General features: G+C 63.2%; 24 protein-coding genes. 6 read left to right on the top strand and 18 right to left on the bottom strand.

The features are described 5' to 3' along the window. Nucleotides 1–33: 33 nt before the first annotated feature. The 5 genes from ACWHY3_RS02640 to ACWHY3_RS02660 all read right to left on the bottom strand — a co-directional run bounded on the left by ACWHY3_RS02640 (nucleotide 34) and on the right by ACWHY3_RS02660 (nucleotide 4987). The gene (locus tag ACWHY3_RS02640; RefSeq protein WP_332779046.1) at nucleotides 34–1314 is read right to left on the bottom strand and encodes a TRAP transporter large permease; all 1281 of its coding nucleotides are present in this window, start codon (nucleotides 1312–1314) and stop codon (nucleotides 34–36) included. Further along, nucleotides 1314–1904, bottom strand: a complete 591-nt coding sequence (locus tag ACWHY3_RS02645; protein ID WP_071232774.1) for a TRAP transporter small permease subunit — start codon at nucleotides 1902–1904, stop codon at nucleotides 1314–1316. Before ACWHY3_RS02645 ends, ACWHY3_RS02640 begins: the two co-directional genes overlap by 1 nt. A 75-nt stretch (nucleotides 1905–1979) precedes the next feature. Next, a complete protein-coding gene (locus tag ACWHY3_RS02650) occupies nucleotides 1980–3059 on the bottom strand; it encodes a TRAP transporter substrate-binding protein (RefSeq protein WP_332779045.1) in 1080 nt (359 codons plus the stop codon). A gap of 122 nt (nucleotides 3060–3181) precedes the next feature. Next, on the bottom strand, nucleotides 3182–3976 hold the full coding sequence (locus ACWHY3_RS02655; RefSeq protein ID WP_332779044.1) for a putative hydro-lyase: 795 nt from the start codon (nucleotides 3974–3976) through the stop codon (nucleotides 3182–3184). 96 nt (nucleotides 3977–4072) lie between these two features. Then, on the bottom strand, nucleotides 4073–4987 hold the full coding sequence (locus ACWHY3_RS02660) for a LysR family transcriptional regulator (RefSeq protein WP_448127509.1): 915 nt from the start codon (nucleotides 4985–4987) through the stop codon (nucleotides 4073–4075). A gap of 400 nt (nucleotides 4988–5387) precedes the next feature. On the opposite strand from ACWHY3_RS02660, the gene ilvD reads away from it, so the two are divergent. From ilvD to ACWHY3_RS02680, 4 genes are all read left to right on the top strand, one after another. Further along, nucleotides 5388–7112: a dihydroxy-acid dehydratase gene (gene ilvD, locus ACWHY3_RS02665; protein ID WP_448127510.1), complete on the top strand. Its 1725-nt coding sequence runs from the start codon at nucleotides 5388–5390 to the stop codon at nucleotides 7110–7112. A 293-nt stretch (nucleotides 7113–7405) separates the two neighbouring features. Further along, nucleotides 7406–8587 carry a methionine synthase gene (locus tag ACWHY3_RS02670; RefSeq protein WP_087719057.1) on the top strand — a complete coding sequence of 394 codons (1182 nt, stop codon included), beginning with the start codon at nucleotides 7406–7408 and terminating at the stop codon, nucleotides 8585–8587. Nucleotides 8588–8669: 82 nt separating this feature from the next. Continuing rightward, a complete protein-coding gene (locus tag ACWHY3_RS02675; RefSeq protein ID WP_322528780.1) occupies nucleotides 8670–9104 on the top strand; it encodes a hypothetical protein in 435 nt (144 codons plus the stop codon). Between the two features lie 91 nt (nucleotides 9105–9195). Then, complete coding sequence (locus ACWHY3_RS02680; RefSeq protein WP_087719055.1) at nucleotides 9196–9696, top strand: metallophosphoesterase family protein; 501 nt, start codon at nucleotides 9196–9198, stop codon at nucleotides 9694–9696. A 6-nt stretch (nucleotides 9697–9702) separates the two neighbouring features. On the opposite strand, the gene ACWHY3_RS02685 is transcribed toward ACWHY3_RS02680, so the two are convergent. Continuing rightward, nucleotides 9703–10917, bottom strand: coding sequence for a PQQ-dependent sugar dehydrogenase (locus ACWHY3_RS02685; RefSeq protein WP_448127511.1), 1215 nt, complete (start codon nucleotides 10915–10917; stop codon nucleotides 9703–9705). 340 nt (nucleotides 10918–11257) lie between these two features. Between ACWHY3_RS02685 and ACWHY3_RS02690 the strand changes: the two genes are divergently transcribed. After that, nucleotides 11258–12343, top strand: a complete 1086-nt coding sequence (locus tag ACWHY3_RS02690) for an AbrB family transcriptional regulator (protein ID WP_332779039.1) — start codon at nucleotides 11258–11260, stop codon at nucleotides 12341–12343. Between the two features lie 50 nt (nucleotides 12344–12393). Here ACWHY3_RS02690 and ACWHY3_RS02695 read toward each other — a convergent pair whose 3' ends face one another. The 12 genes from ACWHY3_RS02695 to ACWHY3_RS02750 form a co-directional block, all read right to left on the bottom strand. Continuing rightward, entirely contained in the window at nucleotides 12394–12822 is a 429-nt protein-coding gene (locus ACWHY3_RS02695; protein ID WP_448127512.1) for a hypothetical protein, read from the bottom strand. A gap of 374 nt (nucleotides 12823–13196) precedes the next feature. Further along, complete coding sequence (locus ACWHY3_RS02700; RefSeq protein WP_448127513.1) at nucleotides 13197–13964, bottom strand: ABC transporter substrate-binding protein; 768 nt, start codon at nucleotides 13962–13964, stop codon at nucleotides 13197–13199. A 163-nt stretch (nucleotides 13965–14127) separates the two neighbouring features. Further along, nucleotides 14128–15246 carry a succinylglutamate desuccinylase/aspartoacylase family protein gene (locus ACWHY3_RS02705; protein ID WP_087719051.1) on the bottom strand — a complete coding sequence of 373 codons (1119 nt, stop codon included), beginning with the start codon at nucleotides 15244–15246 and terminating at the stop codon, nucleotides 14128–14130. Between the two features lie 73 nt (nucleotides 15247–15319). After that, complete coding sequence (locus tag ACWHY3_RS02710; RefSeq protein ID WP_448127514.1) at nucleotides 15320–16141, bottom strand: transporter substrate-binding domain-containing protein; 822 nt, start codon at nucleotides 16139–16141, stop codon at nucleotides 15320–15322. Nucleotides 16142–16204: 63 nt separating this feature from the next. Continuing rightward, entirely contained in the window at nucleotides 16205–16936 is a 732-nt protein-coding gene (locus tag ACWHY3_RS02715) for an ABC transporter permease (protein ID WP_087719049.1), read from the bottom strand. Next, nucleotides 16924–17640: an ABC transporter permease gene (locus tag ACWHY3_RS02720; protein ID WP_087719048.1), complete on the bottom strand. Its 717-nt coding sequence runs from the start codon at nucleotides 17638–17640 to the stop codon at nucleotides 16924–16926. The genes ACWHY3_RS02715 and ACWHY3_RS02720 overlap by 13 nt, the downstream gene beginning before the upstream one ends. A gap of 13 nt (nucleotides 17641–17653) precedes the next feature. After that, nucleotides 17654–18424, bottom strand: a complete 771-nt coding sequence (locus ACWHY3_RS02725) for an ABC transporter ATP-binding protein (protein ID WP_448127515.1) — start codon at nucleotides 18422–18424, stop codon at nucleotides 17654–17656. A gap of 304 nt (nucleotides 18425–18728) precedes the next feature. Beyond that, complete coding sequence (locus tag ACWHY3_RS02730) at nucleotides 18729–19769, bottom strand: succinylglutamate desuccinylase (protein WP_256961210.1); 1041 nt, start codon at nucleotides 19767–19769, stop codon at nucleotides 18729–18731. 348 nt (nucleotides 19770–20117) lie between these two features. Further along, nucleotides 20118–21152, bottom strand: a complete 1035-nt coding sequence (locus ACWHY3_RS02735) for an SMP-30/gluconolactonase/LRE family protein (RefSeq protein ID WP_448127516.1) — start codon at nucleotides 21150–21152, stop codon at nucleotides 20118–20120. 133 nt (nucleotides 21153–21285) lie between these two features. Further along, entirely contained in the window at nucleotides 21286–21870 is a 585-nt protein-coding gene (locus tag ACWHY3_RS02740) for a lipocalin family protein (protein WP_087719045.1), read from the bottom strand. A gap of 86 nt (nucleotides 21871–21956) precedes the next feature. After that, the gene (locus tag ACWHY3_RS02745) at nucleotides 21957–22652 is read right to left on the bottom strand and encodes an SDR family oxidoreductase (protein WP_087719044.1); all 696 of its coding nucleotides are present in this window, start codon (nucleotides 22650–22652) and stop codon (nucleotides 21957–21959) included. 259 nt (nucleotides 22653–22911) lie between these two features. Further along, complete coding sequence (locus ACWHY3_RS02750; RefSeq protein ID WP_087719043.1) at nucleotides 22912–23352, bottom strand: hemerythrin domain-containing protein; 441 nt, start codon at nucleotides 23350–23352, stop codon at nucleotides 22912–22914. A 233-nt stretch (nucleotides 23353–23585) separates the two neighbouring features. Here ACWHY3_RS02750 and ACWHY3_RS02755 point away from each other — a divergent pair, with 233 nt between their 5' ends. After that, entirely contained in the window at nucleotides 23586–25358 is a 1773-nt protein-coding gene (locus ACWHY3_RS02755; protein WP_448127517.1) for an IlvD/Edd family dehydratase, read from the top strand. The last annotated feature ends 262 nt before the right edge of the window (nucleotides 25359–25620 follow it).

The following is a 25620-nucleotide window of genomic DNA, read 5'->3' on the forward strand; positions in this document are numbered from 1 at the left end:
CGGATTCGATAAATGAGGTTCACAGCGCGCGGATCATAGTGAGTCGGGCAGCCACAGCGCGATACTGGGGAAAGCCACCAGCAGGGCGGCCATCAGCAACATGGCACCGATGAACGGCAGGGTGCCGACGATCACGTCCGAGAACGGCTTGCCGCGCCGGGCGGCCTGGACGATATAGAGGTTGAGTCCCACCGGCGGCGTGATCAGCGCCATCTCGACGAACAGGATCATGACGATGCCGAACCACACCTTGTCGAAACCGGCGGCGGCGATCAGCGGCGTCACGATCGGAATGGTGATGACCATCAGCGACAGCGTCTCGATGAAGAAGCCGAGCACGATGAACAGCGCGATGACCGCCAGCAGCAGCCCGTAGGGCGAGAGGTCGTAGGTGTTCAGCAGCGTCGTCAGATTCTGTACCAGCCCCGACGAGGTCAGCGCAAAGTTCAAAAACGAGGCCGCCAGAATGATGAACAGCAGCATCGAGGTCGTCTTGACCGTACCGTCCAGCGCGGCTGTCAGCATCTGACGATTCAGGCGACGATTGGCCGCCGCCAGTCCCAGCGAGACGATGACGCCGACGGCGGCCGCTTCGGTGGGCGTGGCCCAGCCCAGGTAGATCGAGCCGACGATCACGATGAATAGAATCAGCAGCGGAGCCAGGAAGGCCAGGCTGCGCAGCCGTGCGTTCCAGCTGGCGACGTTGCGCGGGCCGCCGAGGCTCGGCTTCCACCAGCACATTACCAGTGCCACGGCCATGAACAGCAGCGAAAGGCCCAGGCCGGGCACCAGCCCCGCCATGAACAGCTTGGGAATCGACGTTTCGGTCAGGAAACCGTAGACGATCAGGTTGATCGACGGCGGAATCAGAATCCCCAGCGTGCCACCCGCGGCGATGCTGCCGCAGAAGAGGCGAGGATCGTAGTCGAGCTTGTCGCCCTGTGGCAGCGCCACGGTGGAGATCGTCGCGGCGGTGGCGACCGAGGAGCCCGAGGTGGCCGAGAACAGCGCGGCGGTAGTGATGTTGGCGTGGATCAACCCGCCGGGCAGCCACGAGAGCCAGTGATCCATGGCACGGTAGGCCTTCTCGGCAATGCCGGCGCGCACGATGATCTCGCCCATCAGCACGAACAGTGGAATCGCGATCAGCAGAAACGAGTCCGCGGCGGACCACAGGTTTTGACCCAACGCCTTGGTCAACGGGAAGAACGAGAAGAACTGGTCGATACCGAAGGCGAGCAGGAACAGCGTGACCGCCACCGGAATGCCGGCCAGCAGGAGCACCAGAATGCCGATCGAGAGAAATCCGAGCATCAGCGTGACTCCTCTGAAAGTGGCGCTTCGGAAAGTTCGCCGTTATCCATGCCGGCCAGCGCATCGAGCGTCGCCGTGTCCCGCTGGAACAGCGCGACCAGCACTCTCAGGCCCATGACGCTGGTGGTGAAGGCGAACCAGCAATAGCCCGCGGCCCACAGCAGTTGAGGAATCCACAGTGGTGTGGCCAGTGGGGTGTTGGCGGTCGAACCGTTGGCGAGGGACTTGGCCAGCACCGGATAGGCGTTCAGCGCGATCATCCAGGCCACCAGATTGAGTGCCAGCAGCGACACGATGTTGAGAGTGTGCTGCGACAATGGCGGCAACCGGCCGTGAACGACATCGATGCGGATGTGCGCCCGCTCGAGCAGCGTGTGGGAAATCCCCCAGGCCGAGAGCACGGCCAGCACGTAGCCCGAATACTCGTGGACGCCGGAGAGCGAATGGCCGGCCAGCTTGCGCAGCAGGATCTCCACACCAATGAAGATGACCACCGCCAGCAGCGCGAAGCCGATCACGCGGGCGGCGAGCCGCGACAGGCCGCGAGTGAAACGCACCAGCCCGTCCAGCCCCTGAATCAATGCAGACATGGGAAGTTCCTGTCCATCGAAGGTAACGATTCACGCACACCGGCCCGAGCGGGCCGATGCGCGAGAAAGCGGTCGTCAGGGAGTCTCGGCCTGCAGGCCGACGATCTTGCCGACACTGGCGTTCCACTGCTCGATCGTTTCGGCATCGACGCGACCGGCCCAGGCGGGAAGCACGATCTCTTCGAGAGCCTGGTGGGCACGGTCGATATCGGCCTGGGTCGGCTTGACCAGCGTCATGCTGGCCGGCTCGCCGGACGCGCACTGGCCCTGTCCCGTCAGGCAGGCAATGCCGCGCTGGGTTTCGGTCTTGGAATTCGTCCACACCGGCGCGGTGAACTGCTTGTCGACCTGCTCCTGGATCAGTTGCTGTTCGTCCGCGCTCAGACTGTTCCACTTGTCCTGGTTGACCGCGGTGATGACGTAGTCCCAGCCGCCAATGGGCAGCGGTAGCATGTGGCTCGACACGTCGTACCAGCCGGCACTGTAGCCGGACATCGAACCGGTCACGGCGCAGTCGATCACGCCGCGCTCGAGCGATCCCGGCACTTCATTGAACGCAATGTTGAGGCTCTGCGCGCCGAGCGCTTCGAGGAATTCACCGGTGGAGCGGCCGCTGCCACGTACCTTCTTGCCTTCGAGATCGGCAAGACCCGAAATCGGGGTGTTGCAGAACAGGACCTGGGCCGGGTAGGGCACGATGGCCAGCACGTGGCTGTTGAAGCGCTCATTCATCGTCTTCTCGGCGATGGGACGGAAGGCATCCGCGACCGCCCGGGCCTTGTCGGTTTCGGTCGCCATCATCGGCAGGTCGAGACCTTCGAGCTCCGGCGCATCGCTGACGGTGTAATCGCCCACCGTCATGCCGACATCGAACAGTCCGTCACCGAGATAACGGAAGACGTCGCCGCTGGCGATGCCCATCTGGTCGAAGCTGGTGACCTGGGTGGTGATATCGCCATCGCTGGCTTCCGGCAGCGTCTCGCTCCAGAACGGCTGCTCGAACTTCTGATGCAGCTCCAGGCTGCCCCAACTGCCGACGACGTTGAGCGACGTTTCCGCCGCTGCCGAGGTGGCAACGCCGGCGCTGAGTGCGGCGGCGATCACTGCAGCCGCGGTGCGGGTTCGACGGAGGGATTTTGCAGGATTGCAGATCATGGTGGTGAGCCTCGCTATTGGCATTCGTTGTTGATGTTGTGTCGCGCTATCCAGGTTGTGTCGTTCTATCGACGTTGCGTCGAGAATCGCCCGTTTGGCTCGGGCTAGCCGTACTTCCAGTTCTAGCCATACTTCAGTCGATGATTGGGGATGTCGGTGATCAGCATGTGTCCCGGACTGTGAGTGATCGCCAAGGGCAGACCTGCGGCTTCCAGGGCGGCCTGGGGTGTCACGCCGCAGGCCCAGAAAACCGCCAGCTCGTCATCGTTGACGACCGGGGCGTCGCCGAAATCCGGCCGGGCCAGATCGGCGATCCCCAGCGATGCCGGCAGACCGATATGCACCGGCGCACCGTGAACCCGTGGCATGTCGGTGGTGATCTGGATGGCACGGATGGCGTCGGCCGGCTTGAACGGACGCATCGAGACGACCAGATTGCCGCCGAACGGGCCGCTGGGTTCGAGCGGAACCTGCGTGCGGTACATCGGCACGTTGCGACCGAGCTGGATGTGGCGGACTTCGAGGCCGTCGGCGATCAGGGCGTCCTCGAACGAGAACGAGCAGCCGATCGAGAAGGTGACCAGATCGTCCTGCCATAGATCGGCGATATCCGTTCGTTCCTCGCTCAATACCCCGTCGCGGTAAAGGCGGTAGCGCGGTACGTCGTGACGCAAGTCGATATCGTCACCCAGTGATCGCGGATGTGGATCGCCGGGATCGGTAACGTCGAGCAGCGGGCAGGCGCGCGGGTTGCGCTGACAGAAGCGGAGAAAATCTTCGGCGTAACGAGCGGGCAGGATTACCAGGTTGGCCTGGGCGTAACCTGGCGCGAGCCCGCTGGTATGACGTTGCCACTGGCCTCGGCGAATGGCCTGGCGGGCGGCGAACGGTCGTGATAGATCGGTCGAGGCGGTCATGTCGATGACTCGGTTGTGGTTATGGTCTCGACAATAAAAAGCGGCCATCGATAAGGCAAATCGATTTTTTTGATGTTAACGAATAGGAATAACCTTTCATTTGCCGGGGTTGGCGCCTAGCAACGAGGATTGCTGGTCGATCCGGGCGATCTCGATCGCCAATTCCGTGACGCCCTCGGCCAGCGATTTGTCCAGATGCTGTGGCCAGGAGGCGGTGAACTCGAGTTCGGGCAATTCGATGGGCAGTTCGATCAGCTTGCCCTCGGCCAGCTCCTCCCGAACCAGGCGCGGAGGAATGGCGCCGAGCCCGAGACCATCCAGCGTCATTCGCACGATCGTCCACAGCGAACTCGAGCAGTGCAGCTTTAAGTGTTCGAGTTTCTGCTGGTGGAGCAGCGAGCCGAGCTCGCGATAGGGCCGGCTGTCGCGGGCGAAGGTGATCAGCGGCAGCCCGCGCACCCGATGAAGGGAGAAGTGAGCGGGGTCGAGCCCGAGTCGCGGGCTCGCGATCAGGCCCATGGTGTAGTGGCAGAGAAACCGGTTGAACACTTCCTGGACGTTGACCGGCCCCATCAGGAAGGCCATGTCGACATCCCGATTGTGCAGCTTGGCGGCCAGCCCCGGTGAGCTGTCCACTTCGAGCTCCAGCGTCATTTCCGGAAAACGCCGCGAGAGCTCGGCCAGAAACTCGGGCAGCCAGCTATGGGCGATCGATTCGACGACGCCCAGGCGCAGCGTGCCCTGGAAGGGAGTCGCCAGCTCCAGCATGGTCATGGCCTCCTGGCGCGCTTCCATCAGCCGCAAGGCGTGACGGTGGAACTGGCGCCCCTTCGGTGTCGGCTTGATGGGACGCTGGGTACGTTCCAGCAAGGGCTCGCCGACGATCGATTCGAGCCTGGCGATACGATCGGACACCGAGGGCTGGGTCAGGTGGAGATGGCGCGCCGCGAGGCGGAACGATCCCAGCCGTACGATCCAGACGAAGGCTTCGATTTCCTTGAAGTCGAACATGGCAGGCTCGCTCGGGTTGCGGTGGGAGACGGTGGCACAGGGCGCCCGCCAGTATTGCATAGACGGTCGCGCGCAGGAGATGGGCGATTTCCGCCATGGTCGGATGTCCGTGCGCGCTTCGGGCCGCTACAATGGGTCACCCTTTTTCTGCGCAGGGCGTGGCGAGTCGCTTTATCCAAGTCGTTTCACTAGATCAGAGCCACTGCACGAGAGCCGCTTCACGAGAGCCGCCCGATGTAAGAAGCATGAAGCCCGCGCAATGTCATGTGACCGTGACACCTCGACGCATGCCGGCCGTCATCCTTTACGGCATCAATCCGCCGGCATGCATTGCTCGACCTTGGCCCGACGTGGCAAGCCGATTGCCCGCGAGGCGAACAGACGAAACCAGGAGCGCTAGATGAGCCAGGATTACCCGGACGACAATTTTCCCGACAATACGGATCACCGTCGTCGCCATTCCGCCAAGGTGGTCGATGGTCCCGGCAAGGCCGCCAGTCGCGCGATGCTGCGCGCCGTCGGTTTCACCGATGAAGATTTCAAGAAGCCTCAGGTCGGTATCGCTTCGACCTGGAGCCGCGTCACTCCGTGCAACAGCCATATCAACGTGCTGGCGGAAGCGGCCAGCGACGGCGCCGATGCCGCTGGCGGCAAGGGCGTGATCTTCAACACCATCACCATTTCCGATGGCATCGCCAACGGCACCGAGGGCATGAAGTACTCCATGGCCTCGCGCGAGATCATCGCCGATTCCATCGAGGCGGTAGCCGGCTGCGAAGGATTCGACGGCGTGGTCGCCATCGGCGGCTGCGACAAGAACATGCCCGGCTGCATGATCGGCCTGGCGCGCCTCGACCGCCCCGGCATCTTCGTCTATGGCGGCACCATCCAGCCCGGCGCCGGCCACACCGATATCGTCTCGGTGTTCGAGGCGATGGGCGCCTACTCCCAGGGCAACAAGTCGCTGATCGAGGTCAAGCAGATCGAGGAGACCGCGATCCCCGGGCCAGGCTCCTGCGGTGGCATGTACACCGCCAACACCATGGCTTCGGCGATCGAGGCGATGGGAATGAGCCTGCCCAACTCCTCGGCCCAGGAAGCCGTCTCGCAGACCAAGCACGACGATTGCCGCGCCGCCGGCGAGGCCGTGCTCAAGCTGCTCGAATTGGACCTGAAGCCGTCCGACATCATGACCCGCAAGGCGTTCGAGAACGCCATCACCGTGGTCATCGCCCTCGGCGGTTCCACCAATGCCGTGCTGCACCTGCTGGCGATCGCCAATACCGTCGGTGTCGAGCTCTCCCTCGATGACTTCACCGAGATCGGCAAGCGCGTTCCGGTACTGGCGGACGTGCGCCCCAGCGGCCACTACATGATGAGCGAGCTGGTGGCGATCGGCGGTATCCAGCCGCTGATGAAGATCCTGCTCGATGCCGGCATGCTGCATGGCGACTGCATCACCGTTACCGGCAAGACGCTGGCCGAGAACCTGGCGGACGTGAAGCCGTATCCGGTCGATCAGCAGATCATCAAGCCGCTGGACAAGCCGGTCAAGGCGACCAGCCACCTGCGCATTCTCTACGGCAATCTGGCGCCGGAAGGGGCGGTGGCGAAGATCACCGGCAAGGAAGGCACCCGCTTCACCGGCCGCGCTCGGGTATTCAATTCCGAAGAGGAAGCGCAGGCGCGGATCAACGATTTGACCGTGGTCGCCGGCGATGTCGTGGTCATTCGTTACGAAGGGCCGAAGGGCGGTCCTGGCATGCGCGAGATGCTGACGCCGACCTCGGCGATCATGGGCCGCGGCCTGGGCGACAAGGTGGCGTTGATCACCGACGGTCGCTTCTCTGGCGGCAGCCACGGCTTCGTGGTCGGCCACATCACGCCGGAAGCCTTCGTCGGTGGCCCGATCGGGCTGATCGAGGATGGCGACGAGATCACCATTGACGCCGAGAACGACGTGATGACGCTGCACATCGACGACGCCGAGATGGAGCGTCGCCGCGCGGCCTGGAAGCGTCCGGCACCGCGCTACACCCGTGGCACGCTGGCTAAATATGCGCGTACGGTCAGTTCGGCGTCCAAGGGAGCAGTCACCGACCTGCCCGAAGCGCTGGACGACTGAACCGGCCCCGGGCGATCGATGCCGTTTCGCATCGACGCTAGCCGTACGAACGCCTCGAGGTTTCGACCTCGGGGCGTTTTTCATCGCGCGTACCGCTTTTTCTCGTCTTTTAACGAATTCGTTTCTCGTCTTTTCATGAATCCATTTCATGGAGCGGCTGCATAACTTTCATGCCGTCATGCGCCTATCTCCATCGCCGCTTGGGTATCCTTGGCGGCCTGTGTTTTCGGCGGCGCTGCGCCCGCCGACCCTCTCGCCGCCTTCGAACCGGCCAACAACGCCAAGGAAAGATCATGAAGACCAGTCGCGATCGCATCATCACCACGCATACCGGCAGCCTGCCGCGAACGCTTGAACTATCGAAGCTGCTGGTCATGCGCGAGCAGGGGAAGCCGGTGGACACCGCGGCTTTCGATAGCGAGGTCGCCCGCTGCCTGGACGGGGTGATCGCCGCACAGTTCGAGGCGGGGCTCGACAGCATCAACAACGGCGAGGCGCCGCGGGTCGGCTTCTCGACCTACGTCACCGAACGCATGACCGGCTTCGGCGGGGAAGGGCGGCGCAAGCCGACGCTGGATATCCAGCGCTTCCCCGGCTACGCCGAGCACATGGCGCGTCAGATCGGAGTCTCGGAGGATCTCGCCAAGGTCTGGAACACGCCGCTGGCCCAGCGTGCCGTCCAGTACGACCCGACTCTGGCCGGGGTCAAGGCGGAGCTCGCGTCGTTCGATGCCGCGCTCGTCAACCGTCCTCGACCGCTGGAAACCTTCATGACCGCCGCGTCTCCTGGCGTCGTGACCACGACCATGCTGCGGGCGGAGAACAACCCCGACTATCTCACCGATCGCGAGTACGTGCTGGCGGTGGCGCGGGAAATGAAGCAGGAGTACGAGGCCATCGTCGCAGCCGGGCACATTCTGCAGCTGGATGCGCCGGATCTCGCCATGGAACGAGTCATCATGTTTGGCGATGCCGATCTTGGCACCTTTCTCGAACGGGTGGAATTGCACGTCGAGGCGATCAATCTGGCGCTGGAGAACATTCCCGCGAACAAAGTGCGGCTGCACGTCTGCTGGGGCAATTGGCAAGGGCCGCACCAGGACGACGTGCCGGTGGCGGACCTGCTGCCGATCCTCTACCAGGCCAAGGTCGGTGCGCTGAGCATTCCGCTGGGCAACCCCCGTCACGAGCACGAGACCGTCTCGTTCAAGACGCATCCGCTGCCGGATCACATGCTGCTGATGCCGGGCGTGATCGATGTCACCACCAACTATCTCGAGCACCCGGAGGTCGTCGCCAACCGCATCTGCGCGTCGGTGGAGGCCATCGGCGACCGCGAGCGCGTGGTGGCAGGCACCGACTGCGGCTTCGGCACCTTCGCGAGCTACGAGTTCGTCGCGCAGGACGTGGCCTGGGCCAAGCTCAAGGCGCTGAGCGAAGGGGCTGCCATCGCCACTCGTCGGCTGTGGGGCTGAGCATTCATTGCAAAACGTAACCTTGCAGGACCTGGCCTTCTCCTATACTTCGGAAGCAAACGGCACAACAGGGAGAGGTGCAATGTCGATGAAAGGGACGATGAATACCGGCCTGGGGTTGGTGCTCGGCGCGATGCTGTTCGGCGGCGTGGCTATGGCACAGGACAAGACGAGTGATCAGCCCAATCTGGACAAGCAGTCGGGAGATCAGACCAACGAGCAGGAGGATGCTCGTGAGACGGCGGTGCAGCAGAAAGGGGCTCCCAAGCTCGCGCAGGAGTGTCGCGATCTGGCCGTGCAGAAGGATGAACAATCCGAGGAGATAGATGGCAAGTCCATCTACGAGACCAACGCCAAGAACTACAAACAGGGAGAGGAGTTCGAACTGCTCGTCGATCTGCTTGGCGAGGGTAACGCCAAGTATAATCTCACCTGCAAGATCGACGCAGATGGCAACATGAGTTACGAGGGCATGGAAAAAACCTCGACCGTCAAATCCAGCCCGGGTGGCGCTTGAGTCTATTCCGTTGGATACGCCATGGCTTCGTTGTGACGCCATGGCGCGGCTGTTTCGTCCACGTGTCTGACGGGTTCGGACCAAGGTAGCGATGGCAGAGGCGATTCCCTCGGCAACGTTCGAGACCAATGCTCCCGTCGGCGTCATTTCGGATACTCACGGGCTGCTGCGAGACGAAGCGCTGGCGCTGCTGGCTGGATGCTACCCGCTGATCCACCTGGGTGACGTAGGTGATCCGGCCATTCTTGAGCGACTGGCCGAGCTCGCGCCCGTCCATGCTGTCCGTGGCAATATCGATATCGAAGGAGAATGTGCTTCCTTGCCACTGCACTGGCGTCTGGTGATCAATGGCCGGGTTCTGCAGCTGGTTCACGATATCGCCGATATCGATGAGCGAATGGCGTTCGAGGCCGTGCTGCACGGCCACTCCCACAAGCCGCGCAACGCGTGGCGGGAGAGCGCCAGCGGACGCCAGCTGTGGTTCAACCCCGGCGCGGCGGGGAAGCGCCGTTTTCGCCTGCCGATCACGCTCGGCAAGCTATGGATCGACGAACGCGGCATTCGCGGCGCTATCGTTCACCTGCCGTCATGAACGGAATCACTCGTCTTCGGGCGTGATTCGAATCAGCGCGCCGTTGCTGGCATCCGTCAGTACCCATAGCGCGCCGTCCGGCCCTTCCGTCACGTCGCGCACGCGGCCGAGAGATTGTGCGAGACGCTGCTCGCCGCTTACCCGCTTTCCGTCGAGCGTGAGCCGAACCAGGCCGCCCGGCGAGAGCGAGGCGATGATCAGATTGCCCTGCCAGCCGGAGAAGCGTTCTCCCTGGTAGAAGGTCATGTCGCCCGGGGCGATGACCGTGTCCCAGTAGTAGATCGGCTGCTCCATGCCTTCCTTGGCGGTCAGGCCCTCGCCGATGGGCGCGCCGCTGTAGTCCTCGCCGTAAGTGATGATCGGCCAGCCGTAGTTCTTGCCGGGTCCCGGGACGTTGAGCTCGTCGCCGCCCTTCGGGCCGTGCTCGATCGTCCATAGTTTGCCGCTTTCCGGGGACAGCGCGGCGCCTTGCACATTGCGATGACCGTAGGACCAGTTCTCGGCCAGGCCTTCCTTCCCATTGGCGAACGGATTGCTGTCGGGAATGGAACCGTCCGCGTGAATTCTCACGACCTTGCCGAGATGGGTGTCCGGATCCTGCGCCAGTTGCCGGGGTTCGGGCAGCGAGCGCTCTCCCAGGGTCACGTAGAGCCTGCCTTCGTTGCCCCACACCAGCACGGCGCCGAAATGTTTGGTGGAGTCCCAGGCCGGCGTCTGGCGGAAGATGACTTCGACGTCTTCCAGGCGGCCGTGGTCCTGGCCGAGAACGCCGCGAGCGACGGCGGTGCCGTTCTTGCCATCGCCTCGAGGCTCGGCGTAGCTGAAGTAGATTCGCCTGTTGTCGGCGAAGTCGGGATCGAGGCTCACATCGAATAACCCGCCCTGGCCGCGGGCATCGATCTCCGGCAGCCCCTCGATCGGTTCGGACAGCGTGCCGCTCTGCAGGTCGACGGCGCGCAGGCGTCCGGGGCGCTCGGTCACCAGCGCCAGGTCGTTGTCGACAAAGGCCAGCCCCCACGGGTGGACCAGTCCCTCTGCCACGGGCGTCGTGACCAGCGCAACATCGCCTTCGATCGCGGGGGCGCGGGTCTGGCGTTCGAATGCCGGCGTCTGATCCGGAGCATTGGGCGGGCCGCTCCGTACCGGCTGCTGGGCCAGCGTCTCGCCGCAGAGCGATAGCAGCAGGGCAGTGCCGGACGAGGTCACGAGGCTTCGTAGCATGTCGATCTCCATGGGGTTGGCATCGCGCTTCCCTACTGACTGTAGCAGCCTTCCGCGCGAGCAGGGGCGGCACGGCGAGTCGCATCGTGGCGCTAAATGACAGCCGGACGCGCGAGATTGTCGACAAACCCTGCCCGGTATTAGCCAAAGTTGATATCATTAGGCTTTGTCTGAAAAGTCGTTGAGCGAAGGTCAGACAAGGCAAAAATCGGCGAAAACGGACCGGGCTGGCGTACCAGTTTACGCGGTGTAAATGAGTACTTTGAGCCGATTTTTAACGACGTATGGCCGAGCGCAGGCAGTTTTCAGACAAAGCCTAGCCTTTTACCGGAGCCCGACCTTGTCCGCTGATTCTTCTCCGCCGCGCTTTTCTCCCCCGACGTGGATGCGTTGGCTGCTGCTCGTTATCGGCTGTGTCGTGGCCAATCGCGCATTGAACGCGATCCACATGCCGGCTGGCGGCTTCATCGGGCCCATGGCGGTCTCGATCACCTACGGCGTCATGGTCGGTGGCCTGAAGCTGCCCCGCATCGGCTTCAAGTTCAGCCAGGGCGTCATCGGGGTGTTGATCGCCCAGACGCTGACCCTGTCGGTGCTGTTCAAGATTCTCGATGCCTGGCCGGTGATGCTGATCGCCACGGCGATTACCCTGCTGTTGAGCCTGATCGTGGGTATCGGGCTGGTTCGCTACGGCGGGCTTCCGGGCTCGACGGCAGCCTGGGGCACGACGCCCGGCGCCGCTGCCGCCATGGTCGCGATGGCCGAGGAAACCGACGCCGATCCCCGAATCGTGGCGGCAATGCAGTACGTGCGCGTGGTCTGCGTGGTGCTGGTGGGGGCGCTGGTCAGCCATTATCTGGGTGTGACGGATAGCGGCAACGCGGGTCATGCGGCGGCTCTTCCCATCGGTCTGGGCTATCTGGGGGACCTCGTCACGACGCTGGCGGTGGTCGCCATCGGCGTGTGGATCTTCGATCGACGGATGCCCGCCGGCGCGCTGCTGGGGCCGGTGATGGTGGGGAGCGTGCTGCATCTGACCGGGGTGATCACCATCGTGTTGCCGCAGCCGCTGCTCGAACTCGCTTACGGCGTCATCGGTACCTACGTGGGGCTGCGCTTCGATCGCGAGACGGTCCACAACATTGCCCGCGCGTTGAGCAAGATGATCTTCGCCTCGCTGATGCTGATTGCGCTATGCGCGCTTTCCGCCTGGCTGATGACCCTGCTGATGCATACCGAGTTCATCACCGCTTATCTCGGCACCAGCCCCGGTGGCCTCGACTCGATGACGATCATCGCCATCGATACTCATGCCGATGTCGGGCTGGTGGTAGCGTTGCAGACGTTGCGACTATTCACTGTCGTGCTGGTGGGGCCGGGGATGGCGAGACTGGTGGCGCGCTTTGCCAGACCTTCAACGGCGTAGAGCCCGGTGCCGATGCCCGTTTCAAGCTTTCCGAGCCGCTGACGGCTCGGCTAATCGAAGCTCCACTGCCAGCGCTTGTGGGTGCGCTTCGAGGGCTTGGCCGGGGTATGACTGCGTACCCGGCTGACCCAGGCCTGGCGCGCTTCCCAACGGATCAGGTAGACGGTCTCGCCGTCGCGTAGCGGCGGGTTGGCGGGATCGATCAACACGGCCTCGAACCAGCGCGAGAGATGATAGACCTGCAGTTTGCCGCTAACCGGGTGGGTGGCCACCTGAACGGCAACCTCCGCCCCTCGGCCGTTGGTCGGGAGCATCGATGTGGCGAGCCAGGCTGGCAGGCCCAAGCGGGAGGGACGCCGATAAACCAGTGCGAGCGAGGCAAGGCCCAGGCACAGTGCTATCTCTTCCGGCGTTTGATTGAACCACTGATCCATGGGATCTCCCTGCTTCTTGACGCGATAGCCTCTATCGATGGGCAAAATCGTTCTTTCGTGCGGTGCCTGCGTGGGCTCCCTATCTCTCTATCAGATCGAGCAATGCCTAGCAGAATACGGATCGTCAGTACCGCTCTCCACATTAGAACGGTAAACATTTGCTGTCTTACGTAGCGATCGATAGGGATTGCTATTGCGATTCCGGCCTGGCGAAACGGGGCTTTCCGCCGTTGCTGCTAACCTGCGGTTTCAATCGCGTCACGGGGTTTACAGGACGCCGCACGCGGCGATGGTCGGCGCGGATCCAGAAACGCAAGGCCCCGATCCTGGGATCGGGGCCTTGTGCCTTGACGCGGCGAGTCTCGAGAGAAACCGCGCGTCGTCGGGCGTGCGGAATCACGCCCGGTAGGTGGTGACGATTACTTGACCTTGAAGTACTTGTCGTAGATCTCGTCGTAGGTGCCGTTCTGCTTCAGCGTGGCGAGGGCATCGTCGAAGCGGTTGGCGAGCTCCTTGTCACGCGGGCGGAAGGCGATACCGAAGCCTTCGCCGAAATATTTCTCCGGCTCGCTGATCATGTCGCCGACGGTGACGTAGTTGCCGTCTTTGCTATCCAACAGGGTGGACTTGCCGACCGGGAAGTCGAGGAAGGCGATGTCGACGCGTCCGGCATCCATGTCCAGCACCAGATCGTCGGCCGTGGTGTAGCGGCTGATGTCGGCATCGTCGCCGTACATGTCGGTCACGTAGTTGTCCTGCAACGTGCCGCGCTGGACGCCGATGGTCTTGCCTTTCAGCGACTCGGGGTAGACCGTGTCGATACCGCTGTCGGCGGCCGCGAACCATGCGGAGGGCGGCTTGATGTACGGGTCGGAGAACAGCACGGTCTGGCGGCGCTCGTCGTTGATTGTCATCGACGACATGATGGCGTCGTACTTGCGCGCCAGCAGGCCGGGGATGATGCCGTCCCAAGCTTGAACGACCCATTCGCATTCGGCCTTGATCTGCGCGCACAGGGCGTTGCCGAGTTCGATGTCGAAGCCGGTCAGCTCGCCATCCGGGGTACGGTATTCCATCGGTTCGTAGGGGACGTCGACACCGATGCGCAGCTGTTCGGTATCCTGGGCCTGGGCGACACCCGCGATCAGCGCGGCGCCGAGCAGGCTGGTAGTCAGCAGTTTCTTCATGGATCGCTTCTCTCTTGTGATGCGTGAGTTCTTGTGTGTTGCGATTCGGTCCCGGTCCATTCACCGCCTTTTGAACAGTGAAGGCTTCCTGACACTCGATGGGCGACAACCGCAGCATAACCAATGCTTACACAATTGAATATCGCCGCAATCAACGCCTGATTCACGGCGCCAGCAGATAACCGCTCCGATGGCTGTGATGACCGGCGATATCGGCGACGATCATGCCGGCGGTGGCCATCCGGCGCTGGCTGCGGGCATAGAACATGCCGGCCTGGGAGGCATGAACCGGTTCGACGCGATCGCTGATCGGATCGATGATCTCGGCGATGAGCTGGCCGGCTACCACCTCGATGCCGGGTTCGGCGTGGAACACCAGCAGGCCACCGATCGGCGCATGCAGAAAGTCCATCGCCGCCAGTTCGGTGGCCGGATAGGCCAGTTCGGGCAATGCCGGCGCCTCGCCCGCGACGAGTCCCAGATGCCGCAGCCAGTCGATGATCGCCTGGGCATCGTGACCGGCGAGAGCATGATCGACATCGCACTGACCGCGCAATTCCAGCGTCACCGACTGGCAGCCGTAGTCGAGCGGGAAACGCTCGCCGAACGTCTGTCGCAGCTGTTCCCACACCAGCGTGAAACACTCGTCGAACGACTGGCCGCCGGAATCGGTGGCCAGCATGCTGGCCTTGGCGCCGAAGTATCGCGCCAGCGGCTCGAATACCGGCCAGGCCGCCGGCGTGGTGTAGAGGTGCTCGACGGCATCGAAATCGCAGTGGAGGTCGAGCACGAAGTCGGCACGGCAGGCCAGGCGCTGCAGCGTCAGCTGCATGGATTCCAGCGTGGTGGTCGGTGTGATCGACGCCAGCGCAGCCTCGAAACGATCGCGAATCAGGTCGCGGTTGTGAGCGATGTTGTCGTTCAGTGCCGTCTCAAGGCCGTCGGCAATGCTATCGGCCACGTTCACGTAGCGACGATTGAAGTTGGTCAGACTCTCGAAATCGTAGCGCCCCAGCGGCGTATCCATCAGTTGCTGGTCCAGCCCCACCGGGTTGGCGACGGGCACGAGCGTCACGCGGCAGGCCAGCTGTCCCTGGGCCTCGAGCTCGGCGAGGCGCTGCTTGAGCGTCCAGGCGACCAGCATGCCCGGCAGTTCATCGGCATGCAGCGCGCCCTGCACGTACAGATGCCGCTCGGCATCCGCCGGGCCGAAATGAAAGCTGTCGATGTAGCGTTCGGTGCCCGGCACCGGGCTGATCAAAGGGTGCTTCTGGTGTTCCACGACACTTCCTCGACTCGAGAATCATGAGGCCCGGTCGCTGGCACCATGGCCAGCGACCGGACAGGGGGCGGGATTATTCGGCGCAGTCCTGCTCGCTCGGGCGTACCGACAGATCGTAGTCGAAGTACTTTTCCATCAGCTCGTCGAAGGTGCCATCGGCGTAAACCTCGCAGATCGCCTTGTCGAACTTGGCGGCCAGCGCCTTGTCACGCTGCCGGAACGCCATCGCTGCGCCTTCCCCGAAGATCGAGGTGGGCGTCTTGATGCTGTCGCCGAGCTGCTTGTAGGGGCTGTCGTCCTGACGGAAATCGATGGCGTCGTTGGCGATCGGGAAATCCTCGAAGGTCAGGTCGAGACGGCCGGACTTGAGGTCGTTGACCACGTCCTGGGAGGAGCCGTAGCGGTGGATGTCGAGAACGTCGCCGTACTCCTGGGTGACATAGACATCGCGGATGGTGCCGCGCTGCACACCCACGGAGAGCCCCTCCAGGGATTCCTTGTCATCGATGTCGATATCGCGATCGCTTGCGGTGATCCAGACGCTGGGCGTGTTGTAGTAGGGCAGCGAGAACAGCACCTGACGCTCGCGCTCCGGGGTGATCGCCATCGAGGAGAGGATGGCGTCGTACTTGCGCGCCAGCAGGCCGGGGATGATGCCGTCCCAACCCTGTTCTACCCAACTGCACTCGAGGTTGGCACGAGCGCACAGCTCGTTGCCGAGGTCGATCTCGAAGCCTTCGAGATCGCCGTCCGCGTTACGCACGACGAAGGGTTCGTAGGGCACATCGATACCCAGGCGAATGGCATCCTGACTTTCCTGGGCCATGGCCTGACTGAATGCCTGACCCGATACGAGGGCGCCCGCGATAAGCGCGCCGGTGATCCACTTGTTCATGAGTAGTTCTCTTTGTGTGTGGTGATGATGACAGATGACGCCGAACGATGACCTGGTCTGCGCTCAAGCGCCGCGCGGACGCAGGTGCGCCAGTAACCGCTTTTCCAGCTTTCGAAACACGAACATGATGCCGAAGGTCAGGCAGAGATAGATCAGCGCGACGAAGATGAAGGCATCGAACGGCGCGTAGAAACGGGCGTAGACATAATAGGCCGCGCCGGTCAGATCCATGATCGTCACCACGCTGGCCACGGCGCTGGCGTGCAGCATGAAGATCACCTCGTTGCCGTAAGCCGGCAGGGCACGGCGAAAGGCGCTGGGCAGAATGATGCGCCGCATCATCAATTTGCGTGACATGCCGTAGGCGCGGGCCGCTTCGATCTCGCCCTTGGCGGTGTTCTTGATCGCACCGTGGAAGATCTCGGTGGTGTAGGCCGCCGTGTTGAGCGTGAACGCGATCAGTGCCGGGAAGAACGCCTGCTTGAACACTACCCAGAAGATGCTGTCCTGAATGCCTTCGAAGAAGACCACGCCGTAGTAGACCAGATAGAGCTGGATCAGCAGCGGCGTACCCCGAAAGACGTAGGTGTAGGCGTAGATCGGAAGCTTGATCCAGCGGCGCTTCGAACCGCGGCCGATGGCCAGCGGCACCGCCAGGATCATGCCGATCACCAGCGACAGGAAGACCAGCTGTACCGTGGTGACGAAGCCGCCCCAGTAGAAGCCCAGCGTATTGGCGGTGAAGATCGTGTTGTCGGACAACAGGTCGGTGAACCAGCCGTTCAATTGTTCCATTCGCTGGACTCCCCAAAGCCGGTGTTGTAGCGCTTGGTCAACTTGGCGAAGCCCCACTCGGACAGCGTGGCGATCAGCAGATAGATCATCGCCACCGGGATCATGAACAGAAACGGCTCATGGGTTGCCTTGGTGGCTTCGGCAGCGACACGGACCATGTCGGTCAGGCCGATGATCGAGACCAGCGCGGTAGTCTTGAGCAGCACCATCCAGTTGTTGCCGATCCCCGGCAGGGCATGACGCATCATCAGCGGAAAGCGAACGCGTCTGAAGGCGAGTAGCGGGCTCATGCCGTAGGCGCGCGCGGCTTCCATCTGGCCTTCTTCCACCGCCTGGAAGGCCCCGCGGAAGGTTTCGCCCATGTAGGCCCCGAAGATTAATCCGATGGTGATGACGCCCGCGACGAAAGCGTTGATGTTGATGAAGATATCGATATCGAAGGCGTAATAGAGCTGGTCGGTGAGCATGTTGATGCCGATCTGACCGCCGTAGAACAGCAGCATCATCAGCACCAGATCCGGCACGCCGCGCACCAGCGTGGTGTAGAGCGTGCCGATACCGTGGATCAGCCGATTGCGCGATAGCTTGGCGCTGGCGGTCAACAATCCCAGGATGACTGCCAGTATCAGCGATAGCACGGCCAGTTCGATGGTGACCATGGCCCCCTCGAGCAGCCGCGGGCCGTAGCCTTGCAGGTCGATCATGATGGACTGTGCCTCAGTGCTTGGGTGCCAGGAACTGGCGCAGGCGCTCGGAGCGCGGGTTGTCGAGGACATCGGCCGGCGTGCCGGACTCTTCGACCACGCCCTGGTGCAGGTAGATCACCTGGCTGGAAACGTCCCGGGCAAAGGCGATCTCGTGGGTCACCAGGATCATGGTACGGCCTTCGTCGGCGAGGCCGCGCATGACCTGAAGCACATCGCCGACCAGCTCCGGATCGAGCGCCGAAGTCGGTTCGTCGAACAGCATCACTTCCGGATCCATCGCCAGGGCGCGGGCGATGGCGCCGCGCTGCTGCTGGCCGCCGGACATCTGGGTCGGATAGTAGTCGGCGCGATCGAGCAGGCCGACGCGATCGAGCAGGGCGCGGGCCTCGTCGATCGCCTGCTTTCTGGGCTTGCCGAGCACGTGAACCGGCGCTTCGATGACGTTTTCGAGCAGTGTCATGTGCGACCAGAGGTTGAAGTTCTGGAAGACCATCGACAGCTTGGCGCGAATCCGCTCGACCTGTTTCCAGTCCGCCGGCTCGCGGCCCTGTTTGGTGTTACGGAAATTGATCGCCTCGTTGTGGACGATCAGTTCGCCTTCGTCGGGCTGCTCCAGAAGGTTCATGCAGCGCAAAAAGGTGCTTTTCCCGGAACCGGAAGCGCCGATCAGAGTGATGACATCACCCTTGTGCGCTTGGAGAGAAATCCCCTTGAGCACCTCATGATCGCCGAAGCGCTTCTTGATGCCCTTCGCTTCCAGGGGGATGGGGGTCGCGGCCATGATGTTGTCCACCGAGTGGGTTGGCTGGCGGGAAGCGGTACGGCGTCAGATGGCCCGTCTTGCTGTCGATCGTGCCATCGTCGGATAGCGTCGGCGACGCCGACTCCCCGGCGAAAAATGCGGCGATTCTAGCAGTTTCGCCGTTAGGTTCCAGACAACGCCTGATCTGAGCGGAGGCGCGACGCGGCAAAAAATGGGTAAGTGAGCGGTAACTCATTGTTCATTTTGGAAAACTCCTGGCAAGCATTGTCATTGTTGGTCGACTTAAAAGCCGTTGCGGATGAAACCGGTTCGCCGATGGCCGCTAGGGCTGGATCGGGGGCGCGCAAGGTCGGACCAGCAAGGCCGCGCGCGCATTCAATTCCACCTGGGCGTTGGGGAAGACTACCGAGAGCGGTGCTTCTTGCACGGTAAAGGCCCCGGTCGCGTCGTCCTCGGTCAGCGTCTCGCCGACCGCGAATTCGGTGAAGTTGGCGACGTCTTCGGCAAAGGTGAGCCGGAAGGATTCGCTCGTGCGCATCAGCTCGAAAGCGACCTGGAAGAAGCGCAGGCCATCCAGACTGTCGGCCGAAAACGGACGGCCTTCCGCGAGGGCGGCGAGCCAGGCCCGCATGCCGCCGAGGGCGTCGAGATCGTTTTCACCGAAGGGGCGCACCTTGCCGAGCTCCAGCGTATAGGCTTCGGCCGCGTGATAGTGACGCGAATAGTGGGAAAAGGTCCAGCTGTGCTGATGCTGCAGCAGCACGGCCTGCATGCCGGCCGCGGCCAGTCCCGGCCAACGCGACTCGGGCTGTGTCTCCGTATAGGGGACGACGGCGAAGCGCGGGTAACGACTGTCGCGAATGGCGGTATGCAGATCGAGATGCAGCGGTTGGTCGGGATGTTTCACGAAGAACTCATCGACCGCGCGCATCAGCTCGCGCGCTCGCTGGGGCTCGTCGCCCGTCTGATCGAGATCGCGCTTGAACAGGCGGTTGAGATTGGTGGTGACGAAGCGGGTCCGGGCGCGAATCGAGGGAATGTTGCCGAGAATGACCAGCAGCGGCGCGCCCAGCGTGAGGCGGCCGACCTCGAGCGCCGCAAGCAGTTCGCCGACCAGCTCGATCGGCGCCGTCTCGTTGCCGTGAATGCCGGCGGAAATCACCACGCCACGAGCGTCCGGCGCGACGACATCCGGTGTCAGCTCGAGGATGCCCTCGCCGAGGATCCGATAGCGTCCGCCGGGCAGGCGGCCCTGTTCTGCTGCGTTGCGGTCGGTGTCATCCGAGGCGCCGTCGCTCGGCGTCGATGCCTCATCCAGTGTCGCCGAGAGCCACTTATCCAGCATGGCGCGATAGTCCAGCATGGCGCGCTCGCCACGGCGGAAGCATTAGAAGGGTGTCGGGCAGGGCGGGTATCGAGATCGGCACGGACATGGGCAGGATAGGCTCTCGCCAGCTTCGGCTGTTACGGAGAGATCAGCTTACCCCGTTCGTGGTCTCCGGCAAGCCGCCGCGTCGATACGCTGAAAAAACGCGGCTCGATCATGAAAGCGCATTCTCGACAGTCTCGGCTGGAAAGTCCTCGCTCTCGCCTTCGCGCTGTACACTCTCCTGGCAAGGGATCCGGAAGGCCCGCTCGCCGCGTGGCGTTCCGGATTCGTGTTCTGCTCTGCCAGGCTGCGCCCGGATTCACGCCAGGCGCCGGTCGGGTCTTATACCAGCCCTCGGGTTCCGGTGTAGAGGGTGTAGATCGAACGGCTGGCGGTCATCAGCAGGCGGTTGCGATGCTCGCCGACGAAGCAGAGGTTGGCGCACACCTCCGGCAGCAGGATCCGGCCGATCCGGTCCCCGTTCGGCGCGAAGATCGATACGCCGTCATGCCCCTCGCCGCCGGAGACCGATGCCCACAGGTTGTCGTCCTGGTCCAGCGTGATGCCGTCATAGGTTTCCGTATCCTGGCTCGACACCACGGTTTCGCGGCCGCTGAGCGACTGCCCGTCCTGGGAGAGTGTCCAGCGCGATACCGTTGCCGGCCGGTCAGGGAAGTGGGAAGGCGCGGTGTCGCTGATGTAGAGCCGACGCTTGTCGCCGGACAGGGCGATGCCGTTGGGTTTGCCCAGCTCGTCGGTCAGCAGTTTGGGCGTGTTCATGGTGTCGTCGATGTAGTAGACCGCCGGCTTGAGCGCCAGCGGACGCTTCTCGCCTTCATAATCGACGTGGGCGCCGTAGCCGGGATCGGTGAAGATCACGCCATCGTTGTCCAGGATCACCAGGTCGTTGGGGGCATTCAGCGGCTTGCCCTGAAAGCGGCTGGCCAGCACCGTAGTGGTGCCATCCCACTCGTAACGCACGACCCGCGCCGGTGAATGCTCGCAGGCGACGAGGCGACCCTGATGGTCGAAGGCGTTGCCGTTGGAGTGGCCGACGCCTTCGCGTAGCACGCTGACCTGGCCGGTCACTTCGTCCCAGCGCATCTGCCGGGCGCGGGGAATATCGCTGAACACGGCATAACGCCCCACCGCGTTCCAGGCCGGGCCTTCCAGCCACAGCCCGTCCGACCAGTGGCGTTCGAGCGGCGTGTTGAAGACGTAGTACGGCTTGAAGCGATCGTCCAGCACCTGCCACGCTTCGTCCGGGTAGCGGGCGGGCGGCGCGCCGGCCGTCTTGGCCAGCAGGCTGGGCGAGAACGCGAGGGAAGCGCCAAGCAGCGCCGAGTTGCGCAACAGCTGACGACGATCGAGGGTCATGGCAGGCTCCAGGTCGGAAGGATGACTTCCACTATAGGACGTTAGCCGGATGGGGCGAGAAAGAGACCTTCGACGTCGACCAAAGCATGAGCTTCAAGACGGGTGCGTCTCGAGGCGGCGGCTTCGGAACGGATCAACCGGGCGCTTCGCCGACATCCTCGGTTCGCTGGCAGGCTTCTGGATCCTGGGAGACCTGGATCAGCTCGTCGACCGGGAACTCCAGCTCACGCGCCCGGGATACCAGGGCGGTGTAGGTGGGGGCATCCAGGGTCGGGTCCCGCGAAAGTATCCACAGGTAGTCTCGGTCCGGGCCGGCGACGAGGGCATGTTGATAACTGTCGTCCAGCGCCAACACGCTGTAGCCGGCATAGAACGGGCCGAAGAAACTGACCTTGAGATGGCCGACATCGGGGGCGCCGACGAAACTGGCCCGACCCTCGGCGCTTTCCCAGCGCTGTTCGGCCGGATCGTAACCACGATTGATGACCCGGATATCGCCATCGTCACGGCGGCTGTATTCTGCCGTGACGCATTCGAGCCCTTCCTCGAAGCCGTGATCGAGTCGAGCGATCTCGTACCACTGGCCCAGGTAGTGATCGATCCGGAAGTCGCTGACCGGCTGGGTGCCTTCGGGCACGCCCGTGCAACCGGCCAGCAACGTGAACGGCGCCAGCCAGGTCAGGCGCGGGTAATGCGGGAGTCTCGACGGCAACAACATGAAGGTCCTTCCTTTTTCGGCTGTTGCTGAGAGTTTCCCGATGAGAAAAAGTTGCATTTGCTATCGGTGTAACAACGTCACGGCTTTCAAGTCTTGTCACGCGGTGGCGTCGGTCGAATCAGGATCTCGTTGACATCGACGCGTTCCGGCTGGCTCAGCGCATAGATCACGGCGTTGGCGATATCCTGATCCTGGAGCGCCTGCTCGGGCGGCGAGTCGAAGAACGGGGTGTCCACCATGCCGGGCTCGATCAGGGTGACGCGAATCCCCGAACCGCGCAGTTCCTCTCTGAGATTGTGACCGATGCCGGTGACCGCCCACTTGGTGGCGCTGTACATCGAGCCGGCGATGGTGGTGCGGCCAGCGGCCGAACCCGTCAGCAGCACATGGCCGTGACTTTCGCGCAGGGCCGGCAGCGCTGCCTGGATCGACAGGCCGACGCCGTACACGTTGGTCAGTATCATCGACTTCCATACCTCCGCATCGGCCCCGCTGAAGCCTCCCGGCGTGCCGCCCATGCCGGCATTGGCGAACAGCCCGTCGAGACGGCCGAAACGGGCAAGGGTCTGTTCGACGGCCCGGTGCTGATCCTTGGCTGAAGTGACGTCGCAGCTCAGCGCCAGGGCGCGCTCCTCCCCGAGAGAAGCCACCAGGGCCTCGAGCTTGTCCGTGCTACGCGCTGCCAGCGCAACGCGATATCCCGCCTCGACCGCGAGCCTGGCGGTCGCCGCGCCGATACCGCTCGAGGCGCCCGTGATCAAAATGACCTTGTCATGAGACATCGTCGAATCCTTTCGTCCTGATCGAAGATGACCGCCCACCGATGGCCGCGGGCGGTCGCGTGAGGTTGGTTGAGACAGAGTGATTGAGACAGAGTGATTGAGACAGGTTGGCTGAAACAGGTTGATCAAAATAGGGTAGTCGAGCCAGGTCGGCCAAGACAGGCCGGTCGAGACAGGTCAGTCAAAACAGGCCGATCGAGACAGGCTGGTCGAGATAGACCGATCAAGACAGGTTGGCCGAGAGAGACCGGCCGCGCCGTCAGCTGGCTTCGCGGCTTTCCATTTCCTGGCGGTAGGTCTTGGCCAGGGAGGTCTTTTCCGAATCCCCCAGGGCGCGCCCCGCCAGTTGGAAGACTTCCTGCTCTTCCTCGTCGAGATGATGCGTGACCAAGTGCTGGAGCTTCTTGGCGCTGGCCAGCCAGCCGGGAGATTCGTACTCGGTCGCTTCCAGCGTTTCCAGCAGCTCGTCGATCTCGTGATGCTCGGCAACGCTGTGGCGCGCTTTCTCCTGCGTCATGTCGTGTTCCATCATCGGAATGTAGAGCGCGCGCTCTTCCGCAGCGGCATGGTTCTCCAGTTCGGCGCGCAGACGTTTGTAAAGCTCGTCGCGGCCTTCACTGTCGCCATGGGTCTTGACCAACAGGTCGAGCAGACGGCGCTGCTTGTCATGGCTTGCACGCAGGTCTTCGAAAAGCGTCATGGTTCTCATCCTTGTGTCGCGGTCCTATTAGCGTGGGCGAATGGACGTTGCATTAGCCTGGGTAAAGGTTAGGCGATAAAAGCAGCGTCTGCTAAATCCGTCCGTATGCCGCCGGGCTCGCCCTTTTGTCGCCGAGCGACGAGAGCCTGCGGCTTAAGTCGGATGTCATTGCCTCGTCAACTGTGGTTACTTACGTCGATAATATTATCAATAATTATGGCGACGAGGATGACATGGCTAACGACTCTCAGGACGACAACCAGCAGGGCAAGCAACACGATGGCACGGACGACGGACGGCAGACGGGGCTCAATCAGGGGCTGGTGAACTACGGCGATGCCGGCTTCTCGTTGTTTCTGCGTAAGGCGTTCATCAAGGGCGCGGGCTACAGCGACGATGCGCTCAATCGCACCATCGTCGGTATCGTCAATACCGGCAGCGGTTACAACCCTTGCCACGGCAATGCGCCGCAACTGATCGAGGCGGTCAAGCGCGGAGTGATGCTGGAAGGCGGGTTGCCGATCGAATTCCCCACCATCTCGATCGCCGAGAGCTTCTCCACCCCGACGAGCATGTACCTGCGCAACCTGATGTCGATGGATACGGAGGAGATGATCCGCGCCCAGCCGATGGACTCGGTGGTACTCATCGGCGGATGCGACAAGACGGTGCCTGCCCAGTTGATGGGCGCGGCCTCCGCCAATCTGCCCATGCTCGAGCTGGTGAGCGGCGCCATGCTGACCAGCGGTCACCGTGGCGTCAGGGTGGGGGCGTGTACCGACTGCCGTCGCTACTGGGGCATGTATCGCGGCCAGGAGATCGACGACCAGGAGATCGAGGAGGTCAACGCCAAGCTGGTCGGCAGCGTCGGTACCTGTTCGGTGATGGGAACGGCCAGCACCATGGCGTGTATCAGCGAAGCACTGGGTATCGCCCTGCCGGGCAGCGCCTCGCCGCCGGCGGTGACTGCGGACCGCATGCGTGTCGCCGAGGCGACGGGGCGGCAGGCCGTGATCAACGCGCGGGCAGGCGTGACGCCGGACAAGATCCTGACCGAAAAGGCGTTCGAGAATGCGCTGCGGGTGCTGCTGGCGATCGGCGGCTCGACCAACGGCATCATCCACCTGACCGCCATTGCCGGGCGCATGGGCATCGATATCGATCTAGCCGCCTTCGACCGCATGAGCCGCGAGACGCCGGTGCTGGTCGATCTCAAACCGTCAGGGCAGCACTACATGGAAGACCTGCACCGTGCCGGCGGGCTGCCGACGGTGCTGCGCGAGCTGAAGCTGTTGCTGCATCTGGATGCCATGACTGTGACCGGACGGACGCTGGGGGAGGAGATCGACGCGGTGCCGGTGTTCGAGCAGCAGGTCGTGCATCGCTTCGATTCGCCGCTCTATCACGCCGGCGGGATCGCGTTCGTGCGCGGCAACCTGGCCCCCGACGGCGCGATCATCAAGCAGTCGGCCGCGGATGCTCGTCTGATGGAGCACGAAGGACGTGCCGTCGTGTTCGAGGACGCCGAAGACATGGCGGCACGGATCGACGATCCGGAGCTGGACGTGACGGCGGAGGATGTCCTGGTGCTCAAGCGGATCGGCCCCGTCGGCGCACCGGGGATGCCCGAGGCGGGCTACCTGCCGATCCCGCGCAAGCTGGCGCGGCAAGGGGTGCGCGACATGCTGCGGATCTCCGACGGCCGCATGAGCGGCACGGCGGCGGGCTCCATCGTGCTGCACGTGACGCCGGAAGCCGCCCTCGGCGGGCCGCTGGCGCTGGTCGAGAACGGCGACCGGATTCGCCTGAGCGTGAGCGAGCGCCGGCTGGAGCTGCTGGTCGACGACGAAGAACTCGCCCGGCGCCGGGAAGGCTGGCGACCGGTGGCGCTGACCGCCGAGCGGGGGTATCGCAAGCTGTTTCTCGAGCAGATTACCCAGGCGGATCAGGGTTGCGACTTCACCTTCCTGCGGCCGCCGAACATTCAGCGGCGTGTGCCGAAGTGACACCGGGCCGCTTCGCGGTCGTCAGGTCGATGAAAAATCCTTTTGCCAAGACAACGTATTCCTGCAAGGAGAGCGTACAACTGTTGAGATCCTGACTGATCTATTGCTGGTCATGACGAGGGGGCTTAACGCTCGCCCCCTCGCCGCTCCCCCTCTTTTCGCGCCACAAGACCGTGAAACCCTGGCCGATCAATCGCTGCGCTTAGGGTCGGCATGCAAGGACATCCCTGTCCCGGCATGCCTCTTGCGACATCCCTGTCGC

It is taken from the genome of Salinicola sp. NYA28a (assembly GCF_976982775.1).

Bases quoted from the DNA above. Each gene is read 5' to 3' on its own strand.
- ACWHY3_RS02650 (WP_332779045.1), bottom strand. From the start codon at position 3,059: ATGATCTGCAATCCTGCAAAATCCCTCCGTCGAACCCGCACCGCGGCT.
- ACWHY3_RS02740 (WP_087719045.1), bottom strand. From the start codon at position 21,870: ATGTTGTTGCCGTCGAGACTCCCGCATTACCCGCGCCTGACCTGGCTG.
- ACWHY3_RS02645 (WP_071232774.1), bottom strand. From the start codon at position 1,904: ATGTCTGCATTGATTCAGGGGCTGGACGGGCTGGTGCGTTTCACTCGC.
- ACWHY3_RS02730 (WP_256961210.1), bottom strand. From the start codon at position 19,769: ATGCTGGACTATCGCGCCATGCTGGATAAGTGGCTCTCGGCGACACTG.
- ACWHY3_RS02680 (WP_087719055.1), top strand. From the start codon at position 9,196: ATGGCAGAGGCGATTCCCTCGGCAACGTTCGAGACCAATGCTCCCGTC.
- ACWHY3_RS02700 (WP_448127513.1), bottom strand. From the start codon at position 13,964: ATGAAGAAACTGCTGACTACCAGCCTGCTCGGCGCCGCGCTGATCGCG.
- ilvD (WP_448127510.1), top strand. From the start codon at position 5,388: ATGAGCCAGGATTACCCGGACGACAATTTTCCCGACAATACGGATCAC.
- ACWHY3_RS02720 (WP_087719048.1), bottom strand. From the start codon at position 17,640: ATGATCGACCTGCAAGGCTACGGCCCGCGGCTGCTCGAGGGGGCCATG.
- ACWHY3_RS02715 (WP_087719049.1), bottom strand. From the start codon at position 16,936: ATGGAACAATTGAACGGCTGGTTCACCGACCTGTTGTCCGACAACACG.
- ACWHY3_RS02655 (WP_332779044.1), bottom strand. From the start codon at position 3,976: ATGACCGCCTCGACCGATCTATCACGACCGTTCGCCGCCCGCCAGGCC.
- ACWHY3_RS02735 (WP_448127516.1), bottom strand. From the start codon at position 21,152: ATGACCCTCGATCGTCGTCAGCTGTTGCGCAACTCGGCGCTGCTTGGC.
- ACWHY3_RS02725 (WP_448127515.1), bottom strand. From the start codon at position 18,424: ATGGCCGCGACCCCCATCCCCCTGGAAGCGAAGGGCATCAAGAAGCGC.
- ACWHY3_RS02670 (WP_087719057.1), top strand. From the start codon at position 7,406: ATGAAGACCAGTCGCGATCGCATCATCACCACGCATACCGGCAGCCTG.
- ACWHY3_RS02685 (WP_448127511.1), bottom strand. From the start codon at position 10,917: ATGCTACGAAGCCTCGTGACCTCGTCCGGCACTGCCCTGCTGCTATCG.
- ACWHY3_RS02710 (WP_448127514.1), bottom strand. From the start codon at position 16,141: ATGAACAAGTGGATCACCGGCGCGCTTATCGCGGGCGCCCTCGTATCG.
- ACWHY3_RS02660 (WP_448127509.1), bottom strand. From the start codon at position 4,987: ATGTTCGACTTCAAGGAAATCGAAGCCTTCGTCTGGATCGTACGGCTG.
- ACWHY3_RS02640 (WP_332779046.1), bottom strand. From the start codon at position 1,314: ATGCTCGGATTTCTCTCGATCGGCATTCTGGTGCTCCTGCTGGCCGGC.
- ACWHY3_RS02750 (WP_087719043.1), bottom strand. From the start codon at position 23,352: ATGACGCTTTTCGAAGACCTGCGTGCAAGCCATGACAAGCAGCGCCGT.
- ACWHY3_RS02755 (WP_448127517.1), top strand. From the start codon at position 23,586: ATGGCTAACGACTCTCAGGACGACAACCAGCAGGGCAAGCAACACGAT.
- ACWHY3_RS02675 (WP_322528780.1), top strand. From the start codon at position 8,670: ATGTCGATGAAAGGGACGATGAATACCGGCCTGGGGTTGGTGCTCGGC.
- ACWHY3_RS02745 (WP_087719044.1), bottom strand. From the start codon at position 22,652: ATGTCTCATGACAAGGTCATTTTGATCACGGGCGCCTCGAGCGGTATC.